Source organism: Paenibacillus sp. NRS-1760, assembly GCF_050467785.1.
In the GTDB taxonomy this organism is placed as follows: domain Bacteria; phylum Bacillota; class Bacilli; order Paenibacillales; family Paenibacillaceae; genus Pristimantibacillus.
On sequence record NZ_JBITPK010000012.1, the window covers coordinates 56231 to 67790 of the forward strand.

The window sequence follows — 11560 nt, forward strand, 5'->3', positions numbered from 1 at the left end:
ACTTAAAATAACGTAAGCTAACGGAGCGACGTTTGAAGGAGGGTACTATTAGTGATTGAGATCGAAAAGCCGAAAATCGAAACCGTAGAACTGAATGATGAGGGAACTTACGGACGTTTCGTCGTCGAGCCGCTTGAACGCGGATATGGCACGACGCTTGGGAATTCGCTTCGCCGAATTTTGTTGTCGTCGTTGCCGGGTGCAGCAGTAACTTCGGTTCAAATCGATGGAGTGCTTCACGAGTTCTCTACGGTTCCCGGAGTGATTGAGGATGTTACCGAAATCATTCTGAACCTGAAGGGCCTCTCGTTGAAAATCCACTCCGATGAAGAAAAGGTGTTGGAAATCGACGCGGATGGCGAAGGGAATATTACAGCGGGCGACATTCGAGCAGACAGCGATGTCGAGATTTTAAGCCCTGATCTTCACATCGCAACCTTGGCCTCCGGCGCGCGGCTCCATATGCGGGTATTTGCTAATCGGGGACGCGGTTACGTGCAAGCGGATCGCAACAAGAAAGACGAACAACCGATTGGTGTAATTCCTGTAGATTCGATTTACACGCCAATTACTCGTGTAAATTATAGCGTTGAAAATACGCGTGTTGGTCAAGTAACTAACTACGACAAGCTAACGCTTGAAGTATGGACTGACGGTAGTATTAGACCGGAAGAGGCTGTGAGCCTCGGCGCTAAAATTTTGACCGAGCATTTGGACTTGTTCGTTGGATTGACCGATGAAGCCAAAGACGCTGAAATAATGGTTGAGAAGGAAGAAGATAAGAAAGAGAAAGTTCTAGAGATGACGATCGAGGAACTTGATCTTTCCGTCCGTTCTTACAACTGCTTGAAACGCGCTGGAATCAACACGGTTCAAGAGCTAATTACGAAATCCGAAGAGGATATGATGAAGGTCCGTAACCTAGGCCGTAAATCCCTTGAGGAAGTTCAAGAGAAGCTTGAAGAACTTGGTTTGGGCCTTCGCATGGAAGAGTAGTAACCAACTAGTGAAGACTTAAGAGCAAGGGAGGGGAAAACAAGATGGCATATCAAAAATTAGGACGTGACGCTAGTGCACGGAAAGCTTTGTTCCGTGACCTCGTTACTGACTTGTTCCTTTATGAGCGTATTCAAACGACTGAAGCTAAAGCGAAAGAAGTTCGTTCAATCGCTGAGAAGCTGATCACTAAAGCTAAGCAAGGTGATCTTCATGCTCGTCGTCAAGTAGCTGCTTATGTTCGTCGCGAAACTGTCGATGGTACACAAGACGCTATTCAAAAGCTATTCTCCGATCTAGCACCTCGCTATGCGGAGCGTGCAGGCGGCTACACGCGTATTCTAAAACTAGGACCCCGTCGCGGCGATGCTGCGCCTATGGTTTACCTAGAATTGGTTGACCGCGCGTAGGTTACCTAATAAATGAAATGTATAAGCTTGTCCACAGCGTTAAACCTTGTCCAAGCTTTATACGCGAGCGGTAAACGGCTTGTGCCTGCCAAAGTGGGGGATGAGCTGCCAACGCAATAAAATATAAGTAAGTATTAGGGTCTCCCTATACTTCTTATATTTTAATGAAAAGGGTGGACCCTTGCGGCCACCTTTTTTTGTTTGAAAAGAATGATTTGTTATTCATGCCAGGGGCAATAGATGAGCTTGTGTGATACCTACAGGTGTCCATAAGGCTTAGCATCTTAGGTTCTCTTAGCAAGAGGGAATTTTGGACGTTTAGGTATCCCTATAGTTAAAGGGGGGGATAGGTTGAGGAATATATGCGTAAAGGTCAGTTATGACGGGGCAGGCTTCAACGGTTTTCAGACGCAGCCTTACGGCAGAACGGTTCAGGGTGAAATAGAGAAGGCCATAAAGAAGCTGACGGGTGAGACGACCATTATTATTGGCTCGGGTCGCACGGATGCGGGAGTGCATGCGCGGGGACAAATATTCAATTTCTATACGGAATCTACGATTCCGACAGAGAGATGGGCAATTGCGCTTAATACGCGGCTGCCGAAGGATATCGTCATTATTGAAGCATTCGATGTGCCAGAACATTTTCATGCAAGAAGATCCGCTAAGCGCAAAACGTATCGCTATACGATTGATACTGGTAAGTTTCCTGATGTATTTGGCCGACAATATCGCTTTCATCATCCGACGCCGCTTGATGTGGATGCGATGCGGGAGGGTCTCAGCTACCTAGTAGGTAAACATGACTTTACTTCCTTCACATCGATACATTCAACCAAGCCTCATCATATTCGTACGATCTATGAAGCAGATTTTGTTCAGGAAGGCCCAATCGTGCATATGTACGTGACAGGCAATGGTTTTCTGTACAATATGGTTCGAGTCATTATGGGAACTTTATTATGGGTTGGCGAAGGGAAGATGGCTTCATCGGAGATCAAAAACATCCTTGAGGGGCGAAATCGTTCGCTTGCTGGTCCTACGGCAATGCCGCATGGATTGATGTTGATGGATGTTGAATATTCCAGCGAAATACAGGGATAAATCACTATAAATTACTTGCACTTACTTATTCTTTATAGTAGAATATAACTTGTGCTTTCGAAGTGGCTAACCCACAGCCCCGACTGAGATTGTCACAAACTTGGCTATCAACAATGAACAAACAAATCAACGTTTACGTTGTTATAAAAACGATTAATGTATGAAATTAAGGAGGATCATCCATGCGTACCACTTATATGGCTAAATCAACTGAAGTTGATCGTAAATGGTTCGTCGTCGATGCGGAAGGCAAAACGCTAGGCCGCTTGGCGAGTGAAGTTGCTGCCCTGATCCGCGGCAAACACAAACCGACATTTACGCCACATGTTGATACAGGCGATTTCGTTGTTGTTATCAACGCTGAAAAAATCCATCTGACAGGTAAGAAAATGTCAGATAAAATTTACTACAGTCACTCCATGTACTCCGGCGGATTGAAATCCACTCCGGCTCAAGAGATGATTAAAAACAAGCCAGAACGCGTAATCGAACTGGCTGTACACGGCATGTTGCCTAAGAACCGTCTTGGTAACAAAATGAAGCTTAAACTTAAAGTATACGCAGGTGCTGAACATCCGCATCAAGCACAAAACCCTGAAGTTTACGAACTTCGCGGGTAATAAAGAGGAGGACAAGTTTCATGGCTCAAGTGCAATACTATGGAACCGGTCGTCGTAAACACTCTGTTGCACGTGTACGTCTTGTGCCGGGTGAAGGACGAATCATTATTAACAAACGCGACCTTAATGAATATTTTGGTCTAGAAACATTGAAGCTGATCGTAAAACAACCGCTTAACCTTACTGACACATTGTCTAACTACGATGTACTAGTAATTGCTAACGGCGGCGGTATGTCCGGTCAAGCAGGCGCTATCCGTCACGGTATTTCACGTGCTTTGCTTAAAGCAGACCCTGAATTCCGTCCGGCTCTAAAACGTGCTGGCTTCCTAACTCGTGATCCGCGTATGAAAGAGCGTAAAAAATACGGTCTTAAAGCGGCTCGTCGCGCTCCACAATTCTCGAAACGTTAATACTTCAAAATGTCTTCTCTGCTTGCCAGAGAGGGCATTTTTTTGTTTAAAAACATTCAACTTATACTGATTTCCCCTTAAAACACCTTTGCTGATCGGAAGACGCATAAGGTGTTTTTTGGTGTTTCCAATAAAATTTCAAACTTTATTTCATTTTGGTTAAAACTTATATTGAACATTTCACTTTTTGGACGTATAATTTTTATACAGAGCAATTTACTAGGAATTAAAAACGGAGGGCAAAAAAAATGAACCTTTTTGAAAAAGAAGCGCTTATCAAACAAAAGGAAGTAGAACTGGAAAACGCAACACCGGAAGAAATTATTGCGTTTGCGGTAGAAACTTTCCCTAATATTACTTTTGCATGCAGCTTTGGTGCTGAAGATGTTGTGCTTGTTGATATGCTGCAAAAAATTAGCCCAAAAACGGACATTTTCTATTTAGATACGGATTACCATTTCAAAGAGACGTATGAGACTCGTGATTTGATGGCTAAGCGCTACCCAGGCATTCCATTCGTAGAAGTTAAGCCTGAAATTACACCTGAGGAGCAAGCTGCTCAGTTTGGCGAAGAGCTTTGGAAATCTGATGCGAACGCATGCTGCAACATTCGTAAAGTTAAACCATTAACCCAAATTCTTTCGAAATATGATGCTTGGATTACGGGTATTCGCCGCGATCAAGCACCTACTCGTGCGAATTCCAAAAAAATTGAGTACGACACAAAATTCGGGCTCGTTAAATTTAATCCAATCGCTCACTGGACATCCGAGGACGTATGGAACTATATTCGCGAGAATGATGTTATTTACAACCCATTGCATGATCAAAACTACCCGAGCATCGGCTGCGAGCAATGCACGCGCAAAGTAATGCCTGGTGAAGATCCACGCGCTGGACGCTGGGCAGGTCAAGAAAAAACAGAATGCGGATTGCATAAATAAGCACTCTCGAGGAGGAGCAATATCAATGAATCAAATTCTACCGCACGGCGGCGTACTCGTTAACCGTGTCGCTACGGGCGAACAACGTGAAGCATTACTAGCTGAAGCTGCTACCCTTAAATCGATTACGATCAACACTTGGGCTATATCTGACCTTGATTTGATCGCAGTTGGAGCATTTTCCCCACTTACTGGTTTTATGAACGAAGCTGATTACCAGTCCGTTGTGAAAGACATGCGTCTAGCAAATGGCACGGTATGGAGCATTCCTATTACGCTTGCTGTAGAAGAAGCGAAGGCAGCAGAGTTGTCCGCAGGGGAACGTGCAGCGCTAGTTGGTGAAGATGGCGTAACATACGCAATTATCAGCATTGATAGCATTTATTCGGTTGACCATAAAGTTGAAGCAGTGAATGTGTTCAAGACAGATGATTTGGAGCACCCAGGTGTTCAAAAGCTGTTCGAACGCTCTTCCATAAATGTAGGCGGAGAAATTACGGTGCTGAACCGTCCTCAGCCTGAGAAGTTTAACGAGTTTTATTTTGACCCAGCGGAAACGCGTCGTTTATTTGCAGAAAAGGGCTGGAAAACCGTTGTTGGCTTCCAAACTCGCAATCCGGTTCACCGCGCGCATGAATACATTCAAAAAACAGCAATGGAAATCGTTGATGCGCTTTTCCTCAATCCGCTCGTTGGTGAAACGAAATCGGACGATGTTCCTGCTAATGTACGGATGAAGAGCTATCTCGCACTGCTTGACAACTATTACCCGAAGGATCGTGTATTCCTTGGAGTATTCCCGGCAGCTATGCGTTACGCAGGACCTCGTGAGGCGATCTTCCATGCTCTCGTTCGTAAAAACTATGGCTGCTCGCATTTTATTGTTGGACGCGATCATGCCGGTGTAGGCGACTACTATGGAACATACGAAGCTCAGGATCTGCTCAAAACGATTCCAGTAGAAGATCTAGGCATTACTCCACTTTATTTCGAGCACAGCTTCTTCTGCAAAGAGTGTGGCAACATGGCTACATCAAAAACTTGCCCTCATGACAAGGAGCATCATTTGACGCTTTCGGGTACGAAGGTACGCGCATTGCTGCGCGATGGAATTTGCCCGCCGCCTGAGTTCTCCCGTCCTGAGGTTGCTAAAATACTGATTGAAGGCATGTCTGAGCAGCCAGTAGTTTAATTAACCGAATAACTTAAGGTTTGTCTCATAAACGACCATCTCGTCCCATATAAATGAATGTGTGCATTTGGCTAGATTAAGCTGCTTGCTGCTATGTATTCATTTGATGGAAAACGGGGTGGTTTTTTTATGCGCCGAATTGATCGGCATGTTGTCATTTGGTTGACGTATAAGGGCTTAATTCGAATCAGTATCGGATTGCTGGTTATTGCACTAACGGGCATACTGCTTACACAATCGATGCCTTCAAAAAAAGCATGGTCGTATTGGACGCTGCCTTTGTCAGGCAAGACTATAGCCATTGATGCCGGGCATGGCGGGGCAGACGGCGGTGCGGTCAGCAAGCAGGGCATTATCGAAAAGGATTTAAACTTAGCGATTGCACTTTATTTGCGCGATTATTTGCAGCAGGCTGGAGCGGTCGTCGTTATGACAAGGGAAGGGGATTACGATCTTGCTACGGGGGATTCAAGAGCCTATAGCAAGCGCAAGACAGAGGATTTAAAGAAGCGAGTGTCCCTTATTAAAAACAGCAACCCGTCCGCAGTCATAAGCATACATATGAACAGTATCCCTTCAGCTAAGTGGACGGGTGCACAAACCTTTTTTCATCCGGACAATCACCCAGACAATCGGATTCTCGCAACCTTCATACAAGATGAGATTAAACGCAATTTAGAAAATACGACAAGAGTTGCTGCTACCGTGAAGGATGTTTATGTGCTGAAGGCAATCGAGAACATCCCGACGGCACTCGTTGAGGTGGGCTTTCTATCTAACCCTGGGGAATCACAGCGGCTTGCGGATACGGAGTACCAAAGATCGGTAGCTGCCTCCATCTATGAGGGTATTCTAAGATATACTGCAGGGGAGAAGCTGAGCGGCAGCGTGCTGCAAGACGAGGTAACCGACAAGTAAGAAACCTTTCGCCGAAAATGAAGCAAAGCTGCACCCTATGACTTGGTTCATGGGCTTACTGTGTTATACTAACTATTATATAGTTTTAATTATATAAAGGTGGGACACAACCTATGTTGACACGAGAGCAAGTTATAGAGGCCGTTGAAATCGTGACGGCACAGCATAAAGCGGATGGGGTTACCATCCGCGATGTAATGGTTCGGGACCGTCAAGTTTCGATGACGGTCCTTGGGTCTGGCGCGGCAATGGAGCCCGCGCTGGAAGCCTCGCTCCGCGAGGCGCTGGCGCGCCTGGGCGCCGAAACCGTGCATTTCCGGTTTCGGGCCGAGGCAGCGCCTGCCGCAGGCGCAGGCGCGTCTACGCCGCCGCCAGCGGCAGCTGCAGCACCGGCTGCGGCTAGCGCCGGTGCTGGCAAATCTAGCGGCCCAGCGCCCGTTCAGGGGCATGGGGCCGGCTTAGCTAACCCGCTGCTGGATCCTGCCAGCGGGGTGCAGTTCATCGCCGTCGCGAGCGGCAAGGGCGGCGTCGGCAAATCGACAGTGACCGTCAACTTGGCGGTCGCTTTAGCCCGCAGGGGCAAGCGTGTCGGCATCATCGATGCGGATATCTACGGCTTCAGCGTGCCGGATATGATGGGGATCGAAGAGCGCCCGGATGTTGTGAATGAACGGGTCATCCCTATTGAGAAGTTTGGTGTTAAGGTGATGTCCATGGGCTTCTTCGTAGAGGACAACAGCCCAATCGTGTGGCGCGGACCGATGCTTGGCAAAATGCTGCGCAACTTCTTCCAAGAGATTGAATGGGGCGAGCTTGACTACCTGCTGCTAGACCTTCCGCCGGGTACGGGAGATGTAGCGCTTGATGTTCATCAGATTATTCCGCAAAGCAAAGAAATTATCGTAACTACCCCGCATGCTACAGCAGCATTCGTTGCAGCTAGGGCAGGCGCAATGGCGATTAAGACGGAACACGAAATCATTGGAATCGTTGAGAATATGTCCTATTTCGAATCTAAAGTTACCGGCGAGAGAGAATATGTATTTGGCCGCGGTGGTGGCGCACGCCTCGCAGAGACGCTTCATTCAGATCTGCTTGCTCAAATTCCATTGGGGGCGCCAGACAATCATGTATCTGAGCCTGACTTTGCACCGTCGGTATACAAAGCCGATACTGAAACAGGGAAGATGTACTTGGAGCTTGCAGACAGCGTATTAGCGAAATGCGGCAAATAGTCAAATAACAAAAGCCCGAACCATTGTCTAAGGCAACTAATCCTTGCTGCCATGCGGACAACCTGTTCGGGCTTTTTTGAATTCATTTTATGCGATGAAAACAATACTTCTACCGCTACATAGCCGAATCGCCGCCTTGTTCATCTCCGCCGCCTGAATCGTCCCCGCCGCCGCCTTCCTCATCGGATTTTTGCTCACCGCCCGATTCTTCTTTCTTTTTATCTACTTTCTGGTCTGGGCTTGGTTTAAGCTCTTCTTGTACCGCTTTTTTCATCAGATCAAGCACTTCAAGTCGAAACAATGGATTTTGCATCGCATCCTGCATAAGGGACATCACTTCCTTGCGGTATTGCGTACTTTGCAGCACCTCAAGAATCATCTTGTCCATTTCAGGGTTTTTAAGCACCTTAATTAAATCAGCTTGATAGGAGGGGTCCTTTATTAGTTCTTTATGGATTTGTTTATTTTGCTTATTAACGGATTTGGCAAATTCCCCCGCGAAACGTGGATCAACCATAAGCTTTTTGATTACCTTGTCGTACTGAGGAGAAATAAGGACATCCTTAACCGCTAAGCGAACCTCCTCCTGATCCTGCACAGACAGCAGCTTGGAGGTTTGACCACTATAACCGGAAATTTGCTGTGATGACTCCTGCAGCGCTTTTTGCGCATCCTCCGTTTTGAGGATATCAATAACCATCGTTTTTAAATCCTTGTAGCTGACCTGCTCATTACTACCTCCAGAGGACTCGGCGCCACAGCCGGATAAAACAAATAACATGGCTGAAATAATCGAAAATAAAGCAAAGCTCTTACGCATGATTCGCAAGCTCCTTCCTATGTCATTGCTGCTGCATACCGTTTGGATAAACAAATCGTTCGAAAAGTGATGGATCGTATAGTTATTATGTACAAAGTTCACCGGATTATCATGGACAGACTTTAGCTTTTTATTGTGAACGTGGTAAAATAAAGGGTAATGTGGATAACAGGAGGATAATGAACGTGAATTTAAAAAAGTGGTTCTTTTTATTTTGGAGCGGCATGGTAGTAGGCGGGCTTGCCTGCGTAATTACCGGTGCGTTGATGGCTTGGGTAGATCCGGAGTTTGGGTTCTTAGGTTTTAAAGCTGTCGGCTTTAATGCATTAATGATGGGTTTGGTCGGTTTAATGATTGGAGCATTTAGCCAAATGGGCTTTTTCGCTTATTTAACGTTAAACTACATCGCTCTTAGCGTATTTGGCAAAAAATATTTATGGAACGCGCTACAAGGCTATACGACGTTATTCGCAGCAATAGGGCTGGGGTATATGTTGTATGAGCAGCGCCTGAACAACTGGTTTTTCTGGACATTGCCGCTTGCCCTGCTTCTATTTTCTGTTGCAGTATCATGGTTCAAGGTTAAGCAAACGAACAAAACCGCTTTTGTGCCAACCATGTTTTTGATGTTCTTCATTACATTCATTGAGTCTTGGCCTGCGCTGCAAGGTGAAACGAACGTATCTGCTATTGTATTTATGATGGTTCCTTTATTCGTCTGCAATGCATACCAAATTATGATGATGCACCGTTTGGTCAAAAAACAAACAACCGACTCAGCAGCGATTGCTGCGAAGCCGGTCGTTTAACTTAATATTCTAGTTCAGCAGCATTAATTTGCGGGAATGTAGAGGATGTCTTGTCCTGCACCGCTTTGCCGTCAACCTCAGTTTGTGTGATGAGATCGGTTACCGTAACAAACTCATAGCCTTTTTCACGCAGCTGATCAATAACGATCGGAAGCGCCTCATGTGTCTGCTTTACGGAATCACTCGCATGGAACAAAATGATGTCGCCAGGATGAGCACGCGTAACGACCCGATTAATAATTTTGTCGGTGCCGATGTTCATCCAGTCGAGTGAATCCGTATCCCACTGAATTACCTTATATTGCAGCTCTTCAGCAATGCGCAGAACCCGCTTGTCAAAATCTCCGTTAGGAAGTCGGATCAATTTCGGTTGTTTTCCCGTTACGTCGGATAAAATGGTGTGTGCAGTCGTAATTTGTTTGCGAATTTCTTCATCGCTAAGCTTGCTGTAATTATCATGTTTGTGGCCATGGCTGCCTATTTCATAACCAGCCTCTTGAATCTTTCTGACGATCTCGGGATGGGACTGGCTCCATGGTGAAGATAAGAAGAAGGTAGCCTGCTTAATGTTTTTCTCTTTTAGCACATTAAGAATGGGTTCCGTGCGTTTATCGCCCCAACTAATGTCAAAGGTAAGAGCAACAACCTTTTTGTCAGTGGGTACGCTGTAGATTGCAGCCGGCTGCTGCGGAGCAAAGACGGTGATGTTGTCACGTTCGGCATAAATGATGCCAATGGAAAATACGACAGCGATAGCAATTAAGAAATACCTTTTCAACTTTCGGCCATTCAGTACATAAAAAACGTTCATTGGGAAGGGCACTCCTCTCTAATGGAAGCTTGTACAAAGATAAGAAAGTATAAATCCGACCTTTATACTTCACTTATCCTTAATTGCGAAACGAGTATTTGCCTCCAACGAAGGCTGCCGTCGTTTACGCTTGTAGTACAATCTATGCTCGTACGACAGAGATATTCATCCATCTTGCGAACTTACAAGCTGCGGAGGGGATAAAATGTTTAAATGGCGTTTGATTTGGGAGCATTTTAAACAAATGAATCCCTATATAGCGTTTGGATCCATATTATTTTTAGCAGGTATGGTTATCGGAGGCACGAACCCGGCGTTCAGAGCTTTTCTTGATGAGCAGCTGAAAGGGCTTGGACAGCTCGCTGAAATGATCGATGATTCCAAAAATCCAACGTTAACGATGATGATCTTCATTTTTTTGAATAATGCGGTTAAATCGATACTGGTTATGTACTTAGGTGCTTTGTTTGGGGTATTGCCTTTCTTTTTCTTAGTTGTAAATGGAATGATGATCGGTTATTTACTGAAAACGACAGCTGAGCTTCATGGCGGCGGGTATGTGATGGAGCTTATTGTTAAAGGTTTGCTGCCGCACGGAATTCTGGAAATTCCCGCGATTATTATTGCATGTGCTTATGGCATGCGTTTTGGAGTACTCATCTTCAAAGCGGTCGGATCACTTGTATTTGCAAGATCTAAGACAGGGAATATAAGCCGAGAGCTTGAAAGCTTCGTTGTTCGTACCGTTCCTGTCATGGTTATTTTGACGATTACACTGCTTATTGCGGCGGTAATTGAAAGTACAATTACATTATGGTTGTTGCAGATGTAATAATTTTTCCAATATTTGAGCATAACAGTAAAGCAGTGTCGAAACGCATTTGCGTGAGATGTTGCTTTTTTGTTCGTTAAAGGACGATCAAGTTGCGCTTTTCAACTTAAGGAGGTCACTCACGGCTATGCTCGGAATACTATTCAACGATAAAGAATGTAAAGAACTCGACTACGTCCTTCGCAAAGAGCTGGATGAAATGCTGCTCGACTTGAATGATTCAAGATTAGATGGTGATATTAAGCAAGCGATAACCAGAAGATATAAGATCATCTTCCGTATGTACGCACGTATTGCCTCCCCGAAAGAGCTATCGCGTTATGCATTAAATGCGCGTTCTTATCGATAAAATCAAGTTTTAAAACTTTTTTTTAAAAAGGGGTTGCATTTAATTGGGCCCCTGTGATATATTATTTCTTGTCGCCGCTGAGACACACGCGGTTGACACGAAAGAAT

The 11560-nt window shown here is 45.4% G+C and carries 14 protein-coding genes; 12 read left to right on the plus strand and 2 right to left on the minus strand.

All coding sequences use genetic code 11. From position 1 onward, the window contains the following. Positions 1-51 precede the first annotated feature (51 nt). The 9 genes from ACIFSR_RS15595 to ACIFSR_RS15635 all read left to right on the plus strand — a co-directional run bounded on the left by ACIFSR_RS15595 (position 52) and on the right by ACIFSR_RS15635 (position 7832). Entirely contained in the window at positions 52-996 is a 945-nt protein-coding gene (locus ACIFSR_RS15595; RefSeq protein ID WP_053373922.1) for a DNA-directed RNA polymerase subunit alpha, read from the plus strand. A 44-nt stretch (positions 997-1040) separates the two neighbouring features. After that, positions 1041-1406, plus strand: coding sequence for a 50S ribosomal protein L17 (gene rplQ / locus ACIFSR_RS15600; protein ID WP_076271417.1), 366 nt, complete (start codon positions 1041-1043; stop codon positions 1404-1406). A 351-nt stretch (positions 1407-1757) separates the two neighbouring features. After that, positions 1758-2510 carry a tRNA pseudouridine(38-40) synthase TruA gene (truA, locus tag ACIFSR_RS15605; RefSeq protein ID WP_054025305.1) on the plus strand — a complete coding sequence of 251 codons (753 nt, stop codon included), beginning with the start codon at positions 1758-1760 and terminating at the stop codon, positions 2508-2510. Positions 2511-2692: 182 nt separating this feature from the next. Next, positions 2693-3130 carry a 50S ribosomal protein L13 gene (rplM, locus tag ACIFSR_RS15610; RefSeq protein WP_054025304.1) on the plus strand — a complete coding sequence of 146 codons (438 nt, stop codon included), beginning with the start codon at positions 2693-2695 and terminating at the stop codon, positions 3128-3130. Between the two features lie 20 nt (positions 3131-3150). Next, positions 3151-3543 (plus strand): 30S ribosomal protein S9, encoded by a 393-nt coding sequence (rpsI, locus tag ACIFSR_RS15615; protein WP_054025303.1) that lies wholly within the window; start codon positions 3151-3153, stop codon positions 3541-3543. A gap of 248 nt (positions 3544-3791) precedes the next feature. After that, positions 3792-4487 (plus strand): phosphoadenylyl-sulfate reductase, encoded by a 696-nt coding sequence (locus tag ACIFSR_RS15620; protein ID WP_076271416.1) that lies wholly within the window; start codon positions 3792-3794, stop codon positions 4485-4487. A 25-nt stretch (positions 4488-4512) separates the two neighbouring features. Then, on the plus strand, positions 4513-5679 hold the full coding sequence (sat, locus tag ACIFSR_RS15625; protein ID WP_430058117.1) for a sulfate adenylyltransferase: 1167 nt from the start codon (positions 4513-4515) through the stop codon (positions 5677-5679). A 129-nt stretch (positions 5680-5808) separates the two neighbouring features. Beyond that, positions 5809-6597 (plus strand): N-acetylmuramoyl-L-alanine amidase CwlD, encoded by a 789-nt coding sequence (gene cwlD, locus ACIFSR_RS15630; RefSeq protein ID WP_430058120.1) that lies wholly within the window; start codon positions 5809-5811, stop codon positions 6595-6597. Positions 6598-6710: 113 nt separating this feature from the next. Continuing rightward, on the plus strand, positions 6711-7832 hold the full coding sequence (locus tag ACIFSR_RS15635) for a P-loop NTPase (protein ID WP_076271414.1): 1122 nt from the start codon (positions 6711-6713) through the stop codon (positions 7830-7832). Between the two features lie 115 nt (positions 7833-7947). Here the strand turns inward: ACIFSR_RS15635 and gerD are convergent, their stop codons facing one another. Next, entirely contained in the window at positions 7948-8652 is a 705-nt protein-coding gene (gerD, locus tag ACIFSR_RS15640; protein WP_339205278.1) for a spore germination lipoprotein GerD, read from the minus strand. 185 nt (positions 8653-8837) lie between these two features. On the opposite strand from gerD, the gene ACIFSR_RS15645 reads away from it, so the two are divergent. Beyond that, positions 8838-9461, plus strand: coding sequence for a KinB-signaling pathway activation protein (locus ACIFSR_RS15645; protein WP_339205276.1), 624 nt, complete (start codon positions 8838-8840; stop codon positions 9459-9461). A 1-nt stretch (position 9462) separates the two neighbouring features. Here ACIFSR_RS15645 and pdaB read toward each other — a convergent pair whose 3' ends face one another. After that, on the minus strand, positions 9463-10272 hold the full coding sequence (gene pdaB, locus ACIFSR_RS15650) for a polysaccharide deacetylase family sporulation protein PdaB (RefSeq protein WP_076271411.1): 810 nt from the start codon (positions 10270-10272) through the stop codon (positions 9463-9465). Positions 10273-10477: 205 nt separating this feature from the next. Here pdaB and ACIFSR_RS15655 point away from each other — a divergent pair, with 205 nt between their 5' ends. Together ACIFSR_RS15655 and ACIFSR_RS15660 are read left to right on the plus strand one after the other, a co-directional pair. After that, positions 10478-11104 carry a stage II sporulation protein M gene (locus ACIFSR_RS15655; RefSeq protein WP_430058125.1) on the plus strand — a complete coding sequence of 209 codons (627 nt, stop codon included), beginning with the start codon at positions 10478-10480 and terminating at the stop codon, positions 11102-11104. 127 nt (positions 11105-11231) lie between these two features. Continuing rightward, positions 11232-11453: a hypothetical protein gene (locus tag ACIFSR_RS15660; RefSeq protein WP_053373934.1), complete on the plus strand. Its 222-nt coding sequence runs from the start codon at positions 11232-11234 to the stop codon at positions 11451-11453. The last annotated feature ends 107 nt before the right edge of the window (positions 11454-11560 follow it).

Excerpts from the sequence above, each read along its gene's own strand:
- gerD (WP_339205278.1), bottom strand. The coding sequence starts at position 8,652 with ATGCGTAAGAGCTTTGCTTTATTTTCGATTATTTCAGCCATGTTATTT.
- sat (WP_430058117.1), top strand. The coding sequence starts at position 4,513 with ATGAATCAAATTCTACCGCACGGCGGCGTACTCGTTAACCGTGTCGCT.
- rpsI (WP_054025303.1), top strand. The coding sequence starts at position 3,151 with ATGGCTCAAGTGCAATACTATGGAACCGGTCGTCGTAAACACTCTGTT.
- ACIFSR_RS15635 (WP_076271414.1), top strand. The coding sequence starts at position 6,711 with ATGTTGACACGAGAGCAAGTTATAGAGGCCGTTGAAATCGTGACGGCA.
- rplQ (WP_076271417.1), top strand. The coding sequence starts at position 1,041 with ATGGCATATCAAAAATTAGGACGTGACGCTAGTGCACGGAAAGCTTTG.
- ACIFSR_RS15655 (WP_430058125.1), top strand. The coding sequence starts at position 10,478 with ATGTTTAAATGGCGTTTGATTTGGGAGCATTTTAAACAAATGAATCCC.
- cwlD (WP_430058120.1), top strand. The coding sequence starts at position 5,809 with ATGCGCCGAATTGATCGGCATGTTGTCATTTGGTTGACGTATAAGGGC.
- pdaB (WP_076271411.1), bottom strand. The coding sequence starts at position 10,272 with ATGAACGTTTTTTATGTACTGAATGGCCGAAAGTTGAAAAGGTATTTC.
- rplM (WP_054025304.1), top strand. The coding sequence starts at position 2,693 with ATGCGTACCACTTATATGGCTAAATCAACTGAAGTTGATCGTAAATGG.
- ACIFSR_RS15660 (WP_053373934.1), top strand. The coding sequence starts at position 11,232 with ATGCTCGGAATACTATTCAACGATAAAGAATGTAAAGAACTCGACTAC.
- ACIFSR_RS15620 (WP_076271416.1), top strand. The coding sequence starts at position 3,792 with ATGAACCTTTTTGAAAAAGAAGCGCTTATCAAACAAAAGGAAGTAGAA.